Origin of the sequence: Vagococcus sp. AM17-17, assembly GCF_003471765.1 — a bacterium.
Taxonomy (GTDB): domain Bacteria; phylum Bacillota; class Bacilli; order Lactobacillales; family Vagococcaceae; genus Vagococcus; species Vagococcus teuberi.
The window spans coordinates 231968-251029 of the sequence record NZ_QRJY01000001.1; the positions used below are offsets into that span (position 1 = coordinate 231968).

A 19062-nucleotide genomic window follows, 5' to 3' on the forward strand; every position below is an offset into this window, starting at 1 on the left:
GTTTAATGGATAATTACCTTCTTAAATAATTTTAAAGTGCTTAAAATCGTCCTAAGAAAAATTATCTTTTTCTTTTTAATAATATTGAGTTCACTATATTATGTAAAATCATGAACTTAAGTATTGATTTATCAAGTGTTTAAAATTCTATATTATTAAGTTCATTATTATGTTATTATATAATAAAAATAGTGAACTGTAAATTTTAGAGAAAAGAGTGGTAAAAATGTCGTACAATGTTCAACCGTTACGCAGTCAAACTGAGATAGATGATTTTTTATTTTGGCTTAGAAGAACAAACTATCCAGAACGCGATACCTTTCTATTTATTTTTGGGATTAACAATGGATTAAGGATGTCAGATATTGTGAAACTAAAAGTTCGAGATATCAAATATGAAAAACGACCGATTATCATTGAGCGTAAAACCGGCAAACGAAAAGTCTTGTATTTGGATAATTTGCAAGATGTTATTGCCGAATACATCGAGGGAAAAGAGGATGATGAGTGGTTATTCCCTAGTCGCCAGCAAGGTGGACATATAAAAGTTAATACCGTCTATAAGCAATACCAAAAAATTGCCGATAATTTAGGAAGAAAAGATATTGGCACTCACTCTCTTAGAAAAACATTTGGTTATCATTATTACCGAAAAACACGAGATATTGCAACATTAATGGAAATATTTAATCATAGTTCTGAAAAAGTGACGAAACGATATATTGGCATAACAACAGATGAAATTGGCAATACGTTAGCAGATTTCAGATTAGGAATATAAAAAAAGCCAACATGTTTTGTTGGCTTTTAGCATGTGATTTCAATTTGATTGGCCTCAGGATCTAGTACCACACTTTCATAATAACCGTCCCCTGTTATTTGCGTACCGCTTAATACCTTGTATCCATTTGTGACGTTAAGATGTCTACTTTATCAGATCTTGTCATTACTTCTAATCATGCACCTGTTTCAAATAAGAGAAAATAAGTTGCTAATCCTGTCTTTGGGTTATGATATTTTTCGTTTGCTGTGGCATTAACATAGCTTTCATAGAACGCTCTCATTGTTTCTACATCATTAACATACCTTGCCGCATGCTCTAAATGCATGGTTCATCTTCCTCCTCTTTCTTAATTGATTTCGTTTCATCATAAAAAGAGCGTTATTTTTAAACGCTCTTTCGTCTTTAGTTTAATTTTGTGATAGAAAAATCTTGTGATACTGAAAATACAGTAGCATCATCTTTTGAGCACAAATCTTCCGTTAGTTCTACTGAAAATACTTCCTGTGTATAGTATGGATTAAAGTAATAAGTGGCACTATTTAAGTTAAATGCCGCGCGATATTGCGTATAATCATAGTGACCATCGTCTTCAATGTTTACTCCTTTAGGAATGGTCACAGTGTTTAAAATGTGAAAGATGCTATTTAGAGCTTGGGATTCATTTTTTCCTTTTTCTGCGTATGTTTTCATATAAGTTGCACGCACAAATCGCTCTGGTGATGTTAACCCACCTGGTAAACCATATGTTCCTGATCCTTGTCCAAAAGGTTTAATGGTATAGTCTTCAAATTTTTTTGGTTGATAATTTGTTGGTTTGATAAATAAATAATTATTTAAATTCGTTAAATGCCATTCAAGTGTTGGACTATTTGTCATGACTCCAACTGGATTATCTTTGATGGTTAGCGTCTCATTATTTGTTTCTATCACAACGCATTTTCCGGTTTTATCTGACACGATAAAATGTAGTGGTGACATAACAGATAATAAGGGGTTGCTTACTCCAATCATCTCTACTTGCTTTATGACTTCTTTTAATTCATCAATGCTTGCAACATGTCCAAGTACCCATGTTAAAAATTCGTCTTGAGTTAAATTAATTTTCCCTTCAACAGGACTGGTTTGATAAGATGCCTCATTAAGATAATAAAGTTCTGCAATAGCAAGTCCTTTTTCATTCACCCCATCAGCAAACATGTAATTACAACCGATTTTTTGCCCTGTCCCAACAAAAGCATAGGTTGTTTTTGAAGTACCTTCAAAATGAAAGGTTGATGCATAATTTCTTGGTATAACGATCGGTAATCCATTTAATTCAAATCCAAAATCCATGGTACGAGCCAAAAAGTTTATTTTATCTTCTGATTGTAATGTTATACTTGTGCACATTCTGTATTCCTCCTAGTATATTTCAATTCGTTTATAATAACTTAAAACATTTAATAATTTATGGTAATTATATGATGATTTTATTGATTAAACGTCATTTTTAAATGATAATTACGATAAATTTAATGGGTAATGCAAGCGAATGAGTCATAACTAAGTACAACAATTTAATAAATGACGTTTATCTTTGGTAATTCAGGCTATTTGGTGCAGATATGGACTTAAAAATATGGATTTCTTAGGGTTAAGCTAGCTAAATCATTGTGACAGTATCAGCTAAATTCAACAAACTTTGGGGCTAGTAATATGTAATATTGTAAAAATAAAACGTATGAGATTGTAAGTTTCTTCTTTTAAGGATAAATAATGAAGAAAGTGTAGCAGTAAGGATACCAAATTTTCCACCACTAGGTCCAATGTCGATTACCCAATCACTTGTAAGTTGTGTTCAATCACAATCACAGTGTGACCATCTCTTACTAGTGATTTCAGTAAATCTATCAAAAAATCAACATCTGACACGTGAAGTCCATTAATTGGTTCATCTAAAACAATTAGATTATTTGATTTATTCAAAGTTGTTACTAGTTTTAATAATTTATCTAAAATAGCTGATGTTTCAAAAATTGGTTTACTAAAATTGTGAGATTTAATTGGTCAGACGTCGATGACTTGCGACTTCTGATACTATAATAAAAGAGATTGGATTTCTGTTATTGAATACCCAACCTTTTTCTTAATTATTCTTTTCCAATCCGTAACGTTAAAGCATTGATAGCGACAATAACCGTACTCAATGACATCAAAATAGCACCGACAGCTGGGTTTAGTAAAATGCCCATTGGAGCAAGGACTCCAGCAGCTAATGGAATAGCCACAATATTATAACCTGCTCCCCACCATAAATTTTGAATCATTTTACGTCGAGTATGCTTAGCCAAGTTAAGTAATTTTAATACGTCTTCAGGATTACTATTAGTTAAAACAATATCGGCTGAATCAATAGCCACGTCAGTTCCAGCACCAATAGCCACACCAACTGTTGCACTAATCAAACTAGGAGCATCATTCACTCCGTCGCCTACCATCATCACGTTATCACCTTTATTAACGTATTCTTTCACAATTTTTTCTTTATCACCTGGCAATAACTCACTATAATAATGATCAAGTCCAAGATATTTAGCAACTGTTTCAGCTGCTTGTTGATTATCACCAGTTAACATAACAGGTGTGATACCTTGCTCTTTTAATTTAGCAATAAACTCTTTAGATTCAGGCTTAATGGTATCACCAAGAGCAATCATGGCAATAAGTAAGCCATCATATATTAGGAAACTCAATGTATTTCCTTGTTCTTGGTACTCTTTTTTTATTGAAGGATTAAATTGACTAGACACATCTGTTAATCCTTTTTCATTTACTATTTTTGCTGTTTTTCCATTGACTACAGCTGTAACTCCAACACCAGAAATAGCTTGAGTATCTGATGAATCATAAGGCGTCAATTGTTTTTGATTAATATAATCCATGATACCTGTAGCAATAGGGTGGTTAGCATTTTTTTCTAGCGCCCCTATAATTTTTAATGCCTCGTTTTCAGATAGCTGATCAGAAATCATGTTAAAACCAGTTACAGCAAACTGCCCTTGAGTTAAGGTGCCTGTTTTATCTAAGAAAACATAGTCAATATGGTTAGTTGCTTCAAGTGCTTTTTTATTCTTTAATAATAAACCATTTTGAGCAGCAAGAGAAGTTGAACGAGCAATAACCAAAGGAATGGCTAAACCAAGTGCATGTGGGCAGGCAATAACTAAAACTGTTACCATACGCTCAAATGCTATCCCAACATCTTTACTAATGATAAGCCAAATGATAAAACTAATGATTCCACTACCTAATGCCACATAAAACAACCATTTAGCTACCTTATCTGATAAAGATTCTAGTGGAATTTTTTCGTTTTGAGCTTGTTGTACCATGTCCATTACTTTTGAAATATAGCCGGATTTTCCAGTGCCAGTCACTTTTATTTCAATTGTTCCATTTCCATTAATGGTCCCGCCGATTACGTTGTCATCGATGTTTTTTACAATACCTTGTGATTCACCTGTAATCATAAATTCGTTGACCATGGTATTCCCCTTAATAACCGTTCCATCTGCTGGAATTTTATCCCCACTGCGTACAATCAATTGGTCATTAATATGAACATCAGATAAAGAGACTTGTTCTTCTTTTCCTGATTGTGTGATTCTTGTGACATTATCTGGTAATAATGCCGCAATTTTTTTTAATGAGTTGCTGGCGTTACTTACTGCATTCATTTCAATCCAATGACCGAGTAGCATAACGACAATTAACGTCGCAAGCTCCCAGAAAAAGTTCATGACATGAGTAGTTGGATTAACAAGATTCATGATAAACCCATATAAACTATAAAAATAAGAAACCGATATCCCCATGGCGATGAGTGTCATCATTGCTGGTTGCTTTTGACTTAATTCCATACGTGCTCCACTTAAAAATGGTTGGCCACCGTAGAAAAATAAGATAGTTGATAAAACCATGACAATCCACTCAGAACCAGTAAAGCTAATTTGAATTGGAAGTGTCATTCCCATCATAGGTGATAATAATATAATAGGGATAGCTAAAATAAGAGAAACAAAAAATTTCTTTTTAAAATTTCCCATATGCATGGAGTGATCCATACCTGCCATTTGATGATTACTCATATCCATCTTAGAATGATCCATTGACATATGTGACATATCGTGATCAGTATGCTTCATAGAATCATGTCGCATATCATGCATATTATGATTATTATTTTGATTGTTAGACATGATAAAACCTCCTTTTGGTACTAGAATACCACTAAATGGTATTTTATGTTAATTAAAAAGGATTGATATGACTAAACTATTTTTTATGTTAATTTATATTAAACTAGTTAAAAATTAATTGAAACGATTTTTTACAATGAATGATAAATGATTTTTGCATCAATTATATTAAATGGCTTCGTATCATGGTCACCATAATAACTCAACACAATTGCTGTCAACATCATTAGGGTAATTAAGTATCTCATAACAGTCTATCTTGTTGGAGGATGACTTCCTATGGGACAAAGGATAAACTTTAATTTTTTGTTTGTCTATCTTTATATAGTGAAAATAGTTCACTAATCAATAATACCAGTGCCCATGCTAAAGTAGCTAAGCTAAAAAGAAACAACAGAAAATAGGGATCAATTAAGAAATTTAGTAGCTTCACTTTCATAAGTCCATTGTAAGTTGCAACAAAAGTAGCGCCTCCAAGTACAAAATAAGTGAGAGACTGATAAAAAGGGAAGCTTGTTTTTCGTGATAAATACCTAATTAATTCTTTTACCCCTAAAAGTAGTCCTCCCATAATGAAGACCATTCCTAGTTGATAAAGCCACAGATACCAATTAGGTTGACCATCAACTGGTTTGACATGTAATGATTTTTCGAAAAAATTAGTAGACAAGACGGTTCCCGTAATCAACGTCACCATCACCCTTATTATTTTTTTCATTCCGATACCTCTTTCAATTTTTTCTAATGATACCATGTTAAAACAACATAGTGAACCTATACACTGTTCAAATTGATAGATAAAAAATCAAGGAACATAAGAGCTTTTCATGGTACAATAAAGTCCTAAAAAATTGTGTTGGAGGGTAATATGAAGGATAAGCGGGATTTGATTATTGTTATTTTAGTGGTTATTATTTTTGCTGGTGGTGGTTACTTTTTAGGAACACAAAATAGAGAAAAAAGTGACACAACAAAGGAAAGGTCTTCTTTTTCGTCAACATTAAACAGTAGTACCCTTTCATCAGTAAAGGAAACAGCTGTTAGTACCAACGTTTCTTCTACTACCTATGAGTCACAACACTCCAAGGACTCAATGAGTCAAAAAGATACTGCCTTAAACAAAATGATTTCTTTACAGGGTAAATGGGCAGTACCATCAACAGATAGTTTTCTAATGATTCATGAAGATGGTTCTTGGTCAGCAACAACCGCGGGGCTAAGTGAGCCAAGACAATTAGATGTGAAAATTGATTCCTATAATGCGATGAGTGATACTTTATATATCACAATCGGGGGTGAGGCTGCTCAGATACATGTCATCACAAATGAAAAAATGATAATTGACTATAATGATGGCACATCACCCAGAGAGTACCACTTAGTTAACTAAAAACACCTTCCCTTTTGACATAAGACCAAAAGGAAAGGTGTTTTTTTGATAAAACTTTTTATCTGTCAAATTCAAATAATGTTTCGATTGGAACATCTAAGACTCTTGAAATATTAACAGCGAGTTCAAGAGATGGGTTGTACTTTGCTTGTTCTAGCCTTCCTATCGTTTCTCGGCGTATGCCAACAGCTGTTGCTAATTCATCTTGTGTCATGTCTTTTAATAAGCGGTATTTTTTCACATGTGACTCAAAAGATGCCATCATTAATCCTCCTTATCATACTTATAAGTTAGAAAAGCCCAGCTATTTAGACCAATAGCAAAGGTAAATGAAAAAATTCCAAGAGTCCATCTATATAGAATTTCGTAATCAGTAAATAAAAAACTGATTGCTAAATTCGAAATTAATCCAAATATTAAAGCTATTTTTAGAGCAATCCCTGCTGCTTTGTTTTTATTTTCAATCAGTCTTTCATCATACATTGTCCCTAGTTTGTATAGCCAAATATATTGAAACCCTGAAAAAAAAGAAAAGAACAATAAAAAATTTGGTTCTCCTTTAACCCCTAATATACCTATACAGCCTAAAAAACCAATTAACCAACTTTTATTTGTTAGTTCTTTCTTCATTTCTTTCTCCTCCTAAAGTGATATATTTATCTCTTAATGATACAAATATATCATTTTAGAGATAGTTTATCAATGGAAAAGAGTTTATATATAAAAAACCAAAAAGAATTTATATCTTTCTGGTTTTTTTTAAGTTTATTATTTCTTCTTCGGCTCGTCATCGTCCATTTTAAGAACGGCCATGAAGGCTTCTTGTGGGACTTCAACTGATCCGATTTGTTTCATCCGTTTTTTACCTTCTTTTTGTTTTTCCAGTAATTTACGTTTACGAGAGACGTCCCCACCATAACATTTCGCCAATACGTTTTTACGTAAGGCTTTAATATCCGTACGAGAAACAATCTTCGCACCAATTGCGGCTTGGATAGGCACCTCAAATTGTTGTCTTGGAATTAACTTGCGTAGTTTTTCAACGATGGCTTTCCCACGTTCATATGCAAAGTCTTTGTGCACGATAAAGCTCAAGGCATCAACTTTTTCAGCATTTAGTAAAATGTCCATCTTAACTAAGTTACTTGTTCGATAACCAATCAATTCATAATCAAGTGAGGCATAGCCTTTTGTCCCTGATTTTAATTTGTCAAAGAAGTCAAAGACAATCTCAGATAATGGAATATTGTAGACGATATTTACACGGTAATCATCTAAATAATCCATCGTCACAAACTCACCACGTTTACGTTGAGAAATGTCCATGACAGCCCCAACATAATCATTTGGTACCATTATTTGTGCTTTAACATAAGGCTCTTCCACACTATCAATCACGCCCGGCTCTGGGAATTCTGCCGGGTTGTCGACAATAATTTGTGAACCATCAGTTAGATTCACATGATAAATAACTGACGGTGCCGTTGTAATCAAGTCTAAATTAAATTCACGTTCTAAACGCTCTTGGATAACGTCCATATGTAGTAGTCCTAAGAACCCACAACGGAAGCCAAATCCTAATGCTTGAGACGTTTCTGGCTCAAAATCAAGAGCAGAGTCATTTAATTGCAGACGTTCAAGTGCTTCACGTAAGTCATTGTATTTTGATGTATCAATTGGATACAACCCACAATAAACCATTGGATTCATTTTACGGTAGCCATCTAATGGCTCGCTCGCTGGATTATCCGCTAATGTAATCGTATCCCCAACTTGTGTATCTTGAATATTTTTAATACTTGCAGTTAAGTAACCAACGTCCCCTACCATCAAGAAATCTCTTGGAACGGCTTTTGGAGAGAAGATTCCAACTTCACTTACTTCGTATTGTACGCCGTTATTCATTAATTGAATCGTATCTCCTGGTTTTACGACCCCATCAAAGACACGAATATTTAATACAACCCCACGATATGAATCATAAACTGAGTCAAAAATCAGTGCTTTTAGTGGCGCGTTCAAGTCACCATCGGGCGCTGGAACATATTCAACGATTTGTTCTAGAATATCTTCAATCCCAATTCCCGCTTTTGCACTTGCTAAAACTGCTTCACTTGCATCAATCCCAATCACGTCTTCGATTTCTTTTCTCACACGCTCTGGATCGGCTGCTGGTAAATCTATTTTATTAATAACTGGTAAAATTTCTAAATCATTATCAACCGCTAAATACACGTTTGCTAACGTTTGAGCTTCAATACCTTGCGCAGCATCCACCACAAGTACAGCCCCCTCACAAGCGGCTAAACTACGTGACACTTCATAAGTAAAATCGACGTGTCCTGGTGTATCAATTAGGTGAAAAATATATTCTTTTCCATCTTTCGCATTATAAGTTAACTCAACGGCATTTAGTTTAATGGTAATACCGCGTTCTCTTTCCAAGTCCATTGAATCAAGTAACTGCTCTTGCATTTCACGATCAGAAACTGTTTCTGTCTGTTGTAAAATACGGTCAGCCAGTGTTGATTTTCCATGGTCAATATGTGCTATGATGGAGAAATTCCGAATAGATTCTTGTCTCTTTTTCATTTCATCAAAATTCATCGTTATCTCCCACTTTCTATTAATCAGCATTTTCAATTATACCAATCTTTTGAGTGTTTTTAAAGTATTTTCAAAATATGTTTGATATAATAAAAATTATTAAACATTAGGAGAAAGATATATGGAACCAAAAGATGCACATAAGAATTTAACATTAAAGAAAGTGGAACTAAAATACCTGAAACAATTTAATGAACTTCTTCGCTATGTGTTTCAAGTCACTGACTCGGATATTGAGGAAAGTGGTTACGAAGACGAGTCAGAAATCATTCGTGCCAAACGTCCTGTTTTAAGGGAAGCTGACGTTTATGGTTGGTTTACAGATGATGATGAACTGATCAGCCAACTTGCCATCTATCCGTGTGAAGTTAACATACATGATACTGTTTATGAAATGGCTGGTTTGACTGGTGTTGGAACGTACCCAGAATACACAAACATGGGATTAATGAGCGAGTTGATTAAATTAGGTTTAGATAAAATGCGTGATAATAAACAATGGATTTCTTATCTCTACCCTTATAATATCCCTTACTACCGTCGCAAGGGCTGGGAAATTATGTCCGATAAAATATCATTTGAAATTAAGGACACGCAACTTCCAAAAACAGTTGACGTGCCTGGTTATGTTGAGCGTGAAGATATTGACCATGAAGATGTTTACAAAGTCTATGATGCATTTGCTGAACAAAACCATGGTGCAATGATTCGTTCTGATTTAAACTGGGAAGAATATTGGCGTTGGGAAAATGAAGAAGAAAGGACAGCCGCTATTTATTATAGCGCAGATGGCGAGCCTTGTGGGGTTTGTTTTTACTGGATAGCAGAAGAAGTGTTTCATATCAAAGAGATGTTTTATTTAAACCAAGAAGCTAGAAAAGGGCTTTGGAATTTTGTGTCTGCCCATTTTTCAATGATTGACCGTGTTGTTGGTGCTACCTATAAAAATGAGCCAATTGCCTTTTTATTTGAAGACAGTGAGATCAAAGAATTGATTGAACCGTATTTTATGGCACGCATTGTGGACGTCGAACAATTTATCAAACAGTATCCGTTTATCACCACGGGAAAACCTTTCCATTTTGTCGTGACAGATCCGATTGCCGAATGGAACAATAATACGTTCAGTTTGATGTGGGATGAAGACAATGAATTGACCGTAACCAACGAAGCCATTGGAAATCCAGTCTATATTGATATTCAAACATTAACCGCTCTTCTGATGAGTTATAAACGTCCCTCTTATCTGTACCGTATTGAGCGATTAAAAACAGATAAAGAAACACTTAGAACACTTGAGAGAATCATTCCTGATCAAGAAGCATACTTTAGTGATTATTTTTGATAGCGTGTTGGATTTCATAAGAAAGGACTTAGCAAGAATCATGTCTTGTTAAGTCCTTTTTCCTATACATCGGATTGATTTATTGGCCATCTAGTTTGTTGTTTGCTTGGTAAAATCAATGTTATCAAAATAATGAAACTACCAATAAAAGGTAAAAGATAAAACAAAATCCACCAATTGCTATGATCTCTGTCATGCAACCTTCTTGCTCTGACAGTAAAGTTAGCTAACCAAATTAGAAAAGTTAGCACAACAAAAACAATCGTTACCGAATTCCATTCTTTTATCACTCTTGATCCGTCAGGCATAAAATCAATGTACTTGTAGGCCCTTGTCAGAACAGTGTAGAGAGCTAAAACAAAGTAATTAATCACTTGTGGCCACCAATATTGAGCTCTTGTAGATGAAGCATTCATGACTGTCATATTACTCCAATATTCTTTATAGGCTTTTATCATATAATCACCTCCCATTTTTCCATTGTAAAACAACTTAACAATTAGTCAAATATTATATTATTTCGGTAAATAATTTGGTAACAGCTTTAATAATAAGTCTGTTAAAGCATCAGGTGTCATAGTACTTAAATCAACCTGTCCTTTAATAACAAGTTCCATTAATTCTATGTAGGCATATCCCAACGCACCAGTAATAACCATTCCGACACCACCAGATATAAGGCCTCCACCAAGTGTTCCAACACCTGGTACTAGTTTAGCAATATTACCAGCTAATGATTTTCCTGATATCATTGCAGCATAGACCCCTAACATACTAGTTAAAGCTGTTTCTATTTTTTGCTTATCAAGCTCAATACCATAAATTGAGGTAATTTTAGTCATCATCGCTGTTTGCGATGTCATCATTATCGGAGCATCTGCCCCAGGGATGGGAGCAAATCCCGTTCCAAAATTAGCGGCCATAGTAGCGGTCACAACTTTAACAGCTTCATTATGTTTGACTTTGATAGAAGCTTCTTGTGAATGGATAAACGACGCTTGTAACCCTTCAGGTAACACTTCAACAGTAGCATCGATTAATTCTTCAACCCCAAAGATATCTTGATATTCCGTTTGCTTTGCTAGCACTAATATAATATCAAAAGAAGAGTCGATTAATTTTTCTATTTCATTTTTTAAAAGAGTGGCTTCTTTTAGGTCAAAGCATTTTGTCAATACAATAATAACAGGTAACTTTTGATCAACTAACCACTTGATAAATGATATTTCAGCCTCTTCAATTCTAGCACCTGATCCAGAAATAACATACCACACAACATGGACATCATCGTCTGTTGTTTCAGTTGCTTGAACTTTTTTTATTAGTTGTTGGATAGGATTTCGTTTGAGTGATTTGACCACGCTTTTTATATCAAATCCCATCTTACTAATTTCAAATCCTACAGTATCATAAATTCTAACAGGAAAATTTTTCTGTTCAATCAAATGAATATCCTCTGTAACAGGTTTACCAACGCCCGTTTTTACTAAATCTTCACCAAATACCGTATTAATCAGTGTGGATTTTCCAACGCCACTTTTTCCAGCAATCAAAAGATTCACCTTTTTTAGCTCTTTATTTTCTTTCTTAACATTATTAAATGTTTCTTCAACATATTTTTTATAATTCGCTTGATCCATGTTTTTTACCTCCTGCTATAAAAATAATCTCATCTCTTTTATTATTATAGATTTTTCTTTTCATTTTCACTAGCTATCTCTTTTTGCAAGCCCTTAATGAAATCCTTTGTATCCATCATACTTGCTCTATTTTCAACTGAAGCTCCTTTATTAATACCACCTAATCCAGTATCAACCATCTTGCCCCACCCTTTTAACGGATCTTTACCTTTTGCACGCAATTTATCATTTTTTAATCGTATTTTTTCTGATTTTAAGAGCTTTTTATCTGTCATAATCAAACCCTCATTTTTTTTAATTATTATACCATATTTAATCTAATCAAAATATAAATGCACAACACACAGAAATCAGCAAGTAAACAATCCAGTCAACATTTTTTCCATCATTTCTTTGGATACGCCATTTTAAAATATATTTCCCAATCACCTAGCCTATCATCACTCCTAATGTATTCATCAATAAGTCATTCACATCTGTTTGACAATACATCGTAAAAATCTGCCCTATTTCGATTAATAACGAAAATGATAATCCAACGAGAAATGTTGGCATAATAAAAACTCTTAGCGCCAGTCTAAGAGTTGTATCTATCTATTAGTTATATAAACATATCAATGACTTCAGTTACTTCGATCCACGTTAACATGTCACACTGCTCAATAATTTCTAGATTTCTGGTTGTGTAATCAATCGAGCGCAATTGATGTGCGACCACTTCACCTTCAATTTTTTGTGGGTGTTTGATACTGATATAAGTCGAATATTCCCGGTTTGTTGATGTAATGGGACACACCAAACAAAAACCCGTATGCTGATTAAATTCATCGCGACTCACAACTAACGCTGGACGACGTTTTTTGATTTCTTTTCCTTTTGACGGATCAAAATCCATCCAGACAATATCTTTTTGTTTCGGTGCTTCCATCTAATGCTCGTCTCCTTGAGAAGACATGATGTCCCATTCAGTGTCCTCATCTGTCACTGATTCTCTAAATCCTACCCAATCATCTGCATGTTTAAAAATGTCTTCTTTTTTTGGTTTCAAAATATAGGCATCTCCTACTTTTGAAATGGTAAATGTTTCGCCAACTTCAGGCGAAATATCTTTAGGAAAGATGGCGCCAACAGAATTACCTATTTTCCTAGCAACTGTTTCCATGATTCTCATCTCCTAATGGTTTGTTAAATTAAGTATAACTAAATTTAACAATCGTGTCAAAATAAGTGATTAACACAAAAATACCGACTAGTGTTAGCTAGCCGGTAAAGAAGTATCATTAAAGTTTTAAGAATGATAAGGTTTAGTTTTATTTTTCGACTTTGAAATCAAATTTCGTTTTTGCTTGATAAGTTGGGTGTGTTTGTAAAAAGTTTGAAATAAGTTCAGTCATATCAACTGTCACTTCTTTAATAATTTTTGACGCATCAAACATCGCGTAATTTCCGCCCCCAACTGCGCGGTATTGATTAATCACGATGTCAAGTTCGTCTGTCATATCAACTGGCTTACCTTTATAAGTCAACTCAACAACACGTTGGCCTACAGGATTTGATACGATAACTTTATAGCCAACACCACTATACATATCATAGTTGTAATGTTCTGTTTTAGGGTATAAAAATTTGTCACTCACGACAATTTCGTCATCCTCATTAAGAGTAAAATACTCCGCACTTTGTTCAAGGGCATCTTTCAAATCTTGCCCTGAAACAGTGAGAACAGCTAAAGTATTCGGATAAATATAATTTGTCACGATATCACGCATGGTTACATCAGACTGGAATCCTTTACTGTCATTATCAAACAATGCTGTTCCAGAAATATCAACGCCTGTCGCATCCATCTGTACGTCTTGAATGAATTCAATATAGGCATGTCCATTGATTCGCACACTCATCGGATCAGTAATCGTCATGTCGCCTTCAATGTGTCCAAGTGGTTGATCCAGCCAATTTTCGACAGTATCTAAAACTGGTTTAAATGTGTCTACAATCTCTTTATCCGCCTCATAGTCAGTCATAGATAATAACTCAGCTGTTGAGTCTGTCACTTGTTTATAATCATCTAATATCAACGTCATTTTTCCAACGTATTTGGCTTTGTCCCCTGGTTGAGTCACAGGTGTGTCGTTGACTTTTTCTGCAATCACTCGGTGTTGATGACCAGTAACAAACGCGTCAATTCCCTCAACTTGGGTCACGATATCATAACCTTCGTTTTCCCCTGTTAAGTTTTCAGTTGCTTCACCAGTCTGCAAATCTTTTTCAAATCCACCATGATAACTCACAATGACAATATCTGCTTCCTCTTTAAGTTTCGGCACATATTGTTTTGCTGTATCAAGAGCAGATAAAAATGTCAGACCTTTTATGGTTTCAGGTTGCTCCCAATTTGGAATATAGGGTGTTGTCAGTCCTAACACCGCAATTTTCAACCCATCTTTTTCAAGAATCACATAGGCCTGCCCTGTTAGTGGCTCATTTTTATCATTTAAAATATTCGCACAAACGATTGGGTAGTTCAGTTGACTCACTGTATCAAGTAAGTACTCAACCCCATAATTAAATTCGTGGTTACCAAGAACACCCACATCATAGCCAACTGAATTCATGATATCAGCGACTTGTTTACTATTCTTTTGTTTCGACAGATAGTAACTCATCGGTGAGCCTTGTAAAAAGTCGCCATTGTCGATTAATACAACAGTCCCATCTTGTTTAGCCTGTTCATCTTTAATGGCTGTGACAGCTTTTGATAACCCAAATGACAAATCTTGATTGACTGCTCTAAAATCTGTCGGGTATAAATAACCATGTGTATCACTGGTAGAAAGAATTGTTATCTTATCCATTGACTAATTTTCCTCTCAAATAATTTGATACGACTTCAACAATTAAGATTAACACGATTAATCCAATTAAAATTGAGCCAACTTGATTCCAACGATATGAGTTCATCGCAAAAATAAGCGGCGCTCCAATACCTCCAGCTCCTACTAAACCAAGAATAGTTGCATCACGTAAGTTCATATCGAAACGATAGATAGTAATTGAGGTAAAGTTAGCAATTAATTGTGGGATAATCCCAAAACGAATTTTTTCAAACGTTGTACACCCAAAAGAATCCATTGATTCTAAAATACCTGTATCAATTTCTTCAATAACATCTACATATAATTTTGATACCATTCCAATCGAGGTAAGAGACATAGTCATCACACCGGCAAATGGACCAGGTCCAGTCACACGGATAAACATTAACCCATAGACTAATGCTGGAATCGTTCTAATGACAACTACAAAAGCTCTCATGAATAGATAAACTGGTTTTGGCATAATACTTGGTGCCATTAAAAAGGCAATCGGGATTGATAAAATCGCCCCGAAGATCGTTCCTAAAAAGGCAATACAGATGGTTTCAAATAATAAGTAAGGGACACCTTGTTTTGTGCCGTTAAATAATAGATTGGTATCTGGTTGAACAATCCCTTTAAGGATGTTTGCAGCGATTTTGCCGCCACCTTCGTCCATCGCGTTAAAATTTAACGCTGACAATGACCAGATAAACGCCCCAAGCAAGACAGCTACTAAAATAACGTATTGCTTTGTCTTATTTGGTTCTTTGTTTAATTCAGTTAAAATACGTTGATTCATATATGTCTTCCTTTTCTATTGTAATTTTTTGCGGAAATATTCACTGATTGTTTCGATGATGCCAACAGTGATAACTAAGACCACTAAAATCGTCCCAACATTTCCATAATCACGCCAACCCAATTGTTCATTCAACAAGATACCTAACCCACCGGCTCCAACATACCCTAAAATGGAGGCATATCGTAAGTTTCCTTCGAAGTTAAATAAAGATGTCGATAGATAAGATGGTAAAATAGCTGGAATCACACTATAACGAAAGGCTTGTAAACGAGTTAGTCCCATCGATTCAAGTGCTTCAAATGTCGACATATCCAGTGCTTCGATTTGTTCGTAAGTTAGTTTTCCTACATATGAAATCGTAAAGATGAAAATAGCAACGGTACCGGCCATTGTTCCAAGACCAAATACGAAAGTTGCGATTAACGCGATAACGATTGTTGGTAGAGTTCTTAAAAAACTTAAAATCAGTTTGAATAAAGAAGAAACAAAGCGATTTTTTACAATATTATTAGAAGCCAATATAGCAAATGGAACAGCCAAAATTGCCCCAATAAGTGACCCTAAGAGTGACATTTTAATCGTGTCAAACAGTGGTGTCCAAACTTTACTTAAAAAGTCCATTTTAGGTGGAAACATAGCTTTTAGCATCACAAAAAACTGATCGCCACGAGTTATTAATTGCGTGAAGTTAAATTGTGTTACTTGTATAGAGATGTACATGAAAATAAGAACCAATAACACAATGAGCGGAGTGTAAGATGCTTTTTGAACGACTTGTTTTCCATTCGGCAAAGTGATCGTTTTTTTACGCATGGTTACTCTCCTTTCTTATCCCCATCATAAATGGTTGATAACACATCTTCTGTCACGTCTTTTGATGGACCATCATACACGATTTGTCCTTGTCTAATTCCAATCACTCGATCAGCATATTCTAATGCCAAATCAACATGGTGAATATTAATTAATACGGAAATATTTAAATCTTTGTTAATGCGTTTAAAATCATCCATGACCGTTTTTGCTGTGACAGGATCAAGAGCGGCAACTGGCTCATCGGCTAATATCACTTCAGGATGACTGGCGAGTGTTCTAGCTAAGGCCACACGTTGTTGTTGCCCACCAGATAGTTGATCCACTCTGACAAACGCTTTGTCTAAAATTCCAACGTTATCAAGAGACTCTAAAGCTGTCACTTTGACGTCTTCTGGAAAAATACCAAACACACGTCTCCACCAAGGAAGTTCTGGAACAGACGAAATCATGACATTTTTTAATACAGTTGCACGAGTAATCAAATTAAATGATTGGAAAATCATTCCAATTTGACGACGAAACGCTCTAATTTCTTTTCCTTTAATTTTGCCAACGTTTGTCTCATTAACCATCAATGTTCCTTCTGTAATGTCATGCATACGGTTGACGCAACGAATTAAGGTTGATTTACCTGCTCCTGATAGTCCGATGATTGCAACAAACTCACCTTGTTCAATTTCTAAATCAATATCTTTTAATCCCACATAACCATTTGGATAAACCATTTGGACATTATCAAACTTTATCATCTTAAAATCCTTTCTAAAAACAAACTGCCATCATCAAAAGAGATGATCGCAGTTTGACGTGTCGTTTTTCTTAAATTTATTTAGCGTCTTGAACTAATTTTTGTGCTTTTCGTTCATTATCATAGTCTTTAGGATTTGCTTCGACATATCCTTCATGACTGTAGATACCGATAACTTTTTTACCTTCATCTGTTTTAGCGATGTTGATAAATGATTTTTGTAACGCTTTTTTCAAATCATCTGTCATTGTTTTTGAGTTTTTACTTACTGAGATAGTATCGTTATAAATCGCTGGTGTTACACCAATAACGTTTGTTTCATCCCAGATAGATTTGTCACGGCCAAACTCTTTTTTCCAGTTTTCTTCATTGTCACGACGAGCATCAGCATAAGTTAATACCACATCAACTTGACCTGAAGCTAAACGAGCAAAGGCACTACCGTAAGAATCTGATTGAACGATATTTTTTAAATCAGTGATTTTTTTGTCGTAGTTTTCGTTTAACCATAGACTTGGGTAAATATATCCAGCTGGAGAAGATGAACTCATCACACTCCATGAAAGGTTATTTAAATCATCCCATGATACTTTTTCACCTTTATTTACTTTATCAGCAACTGCTTGGCCTTTTGAAGATGGTCCAGCAATCATTAACGCACGGTAAGAATCAACTTGTTTGTCAGTTGGCTCAGTTGGTTTATTTTCATTCCAAACTTTTGCTTCGTCTGAGTCGATTGACAATCCAGAACGTGTTGCAGTTAAGATAGGTTCTGCCCCTTGATCATATAATACATATGTACCACCTGGAATAAATCCAATGTCAAGTGTACCTGAATCTAGTGACTCACCAACAGCTTCAAAGTTAGTTCCAACAGTGATATCGATTTTTTTAACATCGTATCCTTGTTCTTTTAACTCTTTTTGCATTAATTCTTTCAGAGGTTCTGTTGCTGAAACAATTTCCTCTGGATCTCTTGATGGGACAAAACCAACTGATAATGTTTCAATGGTTTTGTCATCCTTACCTTTACTTGATTCGCTACCTTTATCTTTAGCAGAATCGCTACCACATGCGCCTAAAGTTGCTACCAATGCAACTAGACCTGTATACTTCACAACTTTTTTAAACAACACTCGTTCCTCCTTTTAATCGTCTGTATTCACATACTTGAATACTCTTAAATTATAGCATTTAACAATATAAAAGCAATTACATTTATTAAAATTCGTCTTAAAAACGAACGTTTTATCTATTTTTTATACTAATTTTACGTTTAAAGGAAGATTAAAAAAACAAGTGCAATTTTGCACTTGTTGATTACTTTTGTAATTCGATTTTAATACAGCGATTCATGATAACATCTGTTATACCATTATCATATAAAAGGTCAGCTGCTTCATCATTTTCAATCCCTAATTGTGCCCAAAAAACAGGTGCTTCTGATTTTAAAAAATCTTTCGCCACATCTACTAAAGCTGCACTTGGTCTAAAGACATCGACAATATCAATTGGTTGATCAACTAATTCAATAGAAGGATAGACTTTTTCACCTAAAATTGTTTTACCCTCTTTCATTGGGTTAACTGGAATAATCTTATATCCAGCATTTTGCATGACTTCTGCTACACGGTAACTTGTTTTTTCAGGATTATCACTTAGACCAACAACTGCGATAGTCTTTGCATTAGTTAAAATCTCTTTTACTTTTTGGTCGCCTAAATCTTTATATGCCATATTAATGACCTCCCTATTTTATACGTCAATTATAACAAAATTTGCTATTTACTTCCCATAATGTGCCTATCTCAATTGTTCACTCGTTTATTTCATG

The 19062-nt window shown here is 34.6% G+C and carries 22 protein-coding genes and 1 pseudogene; 3 read left to right on the forward strand and 20 right to left on the reverse strand.

Translation table 11 applies throughout. The features are described 5' to 3' along the window. Positions 1-226 precede the first annotated feature (226 nt). Complete coding sequence (locus DW196_RS01140) at positions 227-781, forward strand: tyrosine-type recombinase/integrase (protein ID WP_071456855.1); 555 nt, start codon at positions 227-229, stop codon at positions 779-781. Positions 782-807: 26 nt separating this feature from the next. On the opposite strand, the pseudogene DW196_RS01145 reads toward DW196_RS01140, so the two are convergent. The 5 genes and pseudogenes from DW196_RS01145 to DW196_RS01160 all read right to left on the reverse strand — a co-directional run bounded on the left by DW196_RS01145 (position 808) and on the right by DW196_RS01160 (position 5740). Then, positions 808-1109, reverse strand: a pseudogene (locus DW196_RS01145) (VOC family protein). Between the two features lie 77 nt (positions 1110-1186). Then, a complete protein-coding gene (locus DW196_RS01150; protein ID WP_118249633.1) occupies positions 1187-2173 on the reverse strand; it encodes a choloylglycine hydrolase family protein in 987 nt (328 codons plus the stop codon). A gap of 423 nt (positions 2174-2596) precedes the next feature. Then, on the reverse strand, positions 2597-2749 hold the full coding sequence (locus tag DW196_RS11290; RefSeq protein WP_158563489.1) for a hypothetical protein: 153 nt from the start codon (positions 2747-2749) through the stop codon (positions 2597-2599). A 164-nt stretch (positions 2750-2913) separates the two neighbouring features. Next, on the reverse strand, positions 2914-5022 hold the full coding sequence (locus DW196_RS01155) for a heavy metal translocating P-type ATPase (RefSeq protein WP_276528559.1): 2109 nt from the start codon (positions 5020-5022) through the stop codon (positions 2914-2916). A 298-nt stretch (positions 5023-5320) separates the two neighbouring features. Beyond that, a complete protein-coding gene (locus DW196_RS01160) occupies positions 5321-5740 on the reverse strand; it encodes a hypothetical protein (protein WP_118249634.1) in 420 nt (139 codons plus the stop codon). A 150-nt stretch (positions 5741-5890) separates the two neighbouring features. On the opposite strand from DW196_RS01160, the gene DW196_RS01165 reads away from it, so the two are divergent. Then, complete coding sequence (locus DW196_RS01165; RefSeq protein WP_118249635.1) at positions 5891-6412, forward strand: hypothetical protein; 522 nt, start codon at positions 5891-5893, stop codon at positions 6410-6412. A 58-nt stretch (positions 6413-6470) separates the two neighbouring features. Here DW196_RS01165 and DW196_RS01170 read toward each other — a convergent pair whose 3' ends face one another. The 3 genes from DW196_RS01170 to lepA all read right to left on the reverse strand — a co-directional run bounded on the left by DW196_RS01170 (position 6471) and on the right by lepA (position 9019). Continuing rightward, the gene (locus DW196_RS01170; protein ID WP_071456850.1) at positions 6471-6674 is read right to left on the reverse strand and encodes a helix-turn-helix transcriptional regulator; all 204 of its coding nucleotides are present in this window, start codon (positions 6672-6674) and stop codon (positions 6471-6473) included. A gap of 2 nt (positions 6675-6676) precedes the next feature. Beyond that, positions 6677-7042 carry a DUF3796 domain-containing protein gene (locus DW196_RS01175; protein WP_118249636.1) on the reverse strand — a complete coding sequence of 122 codons (366 nt, stop codon included), beginning with the start codon at positions 7040-7042 and terminating at the stop codon, positions 6677-6679. Between the two features lie 138 nt (positions 7043-7180). Next, a complete protein-coding gene (lepA, locus tag DW196_RS01180; RefSeq protein WP_071456847.1) occupies positions 7181-9019 on the reverse strand; it encodes a translation elongation factor 4 in 1839 nt (612 codons plus the stop codon). 121 nt (positions 9020-9140) lie between these two features. Here lepA and eis point away from each other — a divergent pair, with 121 nt between their 5' ends. Then, positions 9141-10364 (forward strand): enhanced intracellular survival protein Eis, encoded by a 1224-nt coding sequence (gene eis, locus DW196_RS01185; RefSeq protein WP_071456846.1) that lies wholly within the window; start codon positions 9141-9143, stop codon positions 10362-10364. A 62-nt stretch (positions 10365-10426) separates the two neighbouring features. On the opposite strand, the gene DW196_RS01190 is transcribed toward eis, so the two are convergent. The 12 genes from DW196_RS01190 to DW196_RS01245 form a co-directional block, all read right to left on the reverse strand. Next, a complete protein-coding gene (locus tag DW196_RS01190) occupies positions 10427-10822 on the reverse strand; it encodes a DUF805 domain-containing protein (RefSeq protein WP_118249637.1) in 396 nt (131 codons plus the stop codon). 57 nt (positions 10823-10879) lie between these two features. Beyond that, on the reverse strand, positions 10880-12004 hold the full coding sequence (locus DW196_RS01195) for a GTPase (protein WP_118249638.1): 1125 nt from the start codon (positions 12002-12004) through the stop codon (positions 10880-10882). Positions 12005-12048: 44 nt separating this feature from the next. Next, complete coding sequence (locus DW196_RS01200; protein WP_071456843.1) at positions 12049-12279, reverse strand: hypothetical protein; 231 nt, start codon at positions 12277-12279, stop codon at positions 12049-12051. A 154-nt stretch (positions 12280-12433) separates the two neighbouring features. Next, positions 12434-12559 carry a VanZ family protein gene (locus DW196_RS01205; RefSeq protein WP_118249639.1) on the reverse strand — a complete coding sequence of 42 codons (126 nt, stop codon included), beginning with the start codon at positions 12557-12559 and terminating at the stop codon, positions 12434-12436. A gap of 46 nt (positions 12560-12605) precedes the next feature. After that, on the reverse strand, positions 12606-12932 hold the full coding sequence (locus DW196_RS01210; RefSeq protein WP_071456842.1) for a type II toxin-antitoxin system PemK/MazF family toxin: 327 nt from the start codon (positions 12930-12932) through the stop codon (positions 12606-12608). Next, the gene (locus tag DW196_RS01215; protein ID WP_071456841.1) at positions 12933-13166 is read right to left on the reverse strand and encodes an antitoxin MazE; all 234 of its coding nucleotides are present in this window, start codon (positions 13164-13166) and stop codon (positions 12933-12935) included. 148 nt (positions 13167-13314) lie between these two features. Next, positions 13315-14859 (reverse strand): bifunctional UDP-sugar hydrolase/5'-nucleotidase, encoded by a 1545-nt coding sequence (locus DW196_RS01220; protein ID WP_118249640.1) that lies wholly within the window; start codon positions 14857-14859, stop codon positions 13315-13317. Beyond that, positions 14852-15661 carry a phosphonate ABC transporter, permease protein PhnE gene (gene phnE, locus DW196_RS01225; protein ID WP_118249641.1) on the reverse strand — a complete coding sequence of 270 codons (810 nt, stop codon included), beginning with the start codon at positions 15659-15661 and terminating at the stop codon, positions 14852-14854. Before phnE (DW196_RS01225) ends, DW196_RS01220 begins: the two co-directional genes overlap by 8 nt. Before the next feature lie 15 nt (positions 15662-15676). After that, entirely contained in the window at positions 15677-16477 is an 801-nt protein-coding gene (phnE, locus tag DW196_RS01230) for a phosphonate ABC transporter, permease protein PhnE (RefSeq protein WP_118249642.1), read from the reverse strand. A 2-nt stretch (positions 16478-16479) separates the two neighbouring features. Next, complete coding sequence (gene phnC, locus DW196_RS01235) at positions 16480-17229, reverse strand: phosphonate ABC transporter ATP-binding protein (RefSeq protein WP_117972308.1); 750 nt, start codon at positions 17227-17229, stop codon at positions 16480-16482. A gap of 76 nt (positions 17230-17305) precedes the next feature. Then, positions 17306-18361 (reverse strand): phosphate/phosphite/phosphonate ABC transporter substrate-binding protein, encoded by a 1056-nt coding sequence (locus tag DW196_RS01240; RefSeq protein ID WP_118249643.1) that lies wholly within the window; start codon positions 18359-18361, stop codon positions 17306-17308. 187 nt (positions 18362-18548) lie between these two features. After that, positions 18549-18965 carry a CoA-binding protein gene (locus DW196_RS01245; protein WP_118249644.1) on the reverse strand — a complete coding sequence of 139 codons (417 nt, stop codon included), beginning with the start codon at positions 18963-18965 and terminating at the stop codon, positions 18549-18551. Positions 18966-19062: the final 97 nt, after the last annotated feature.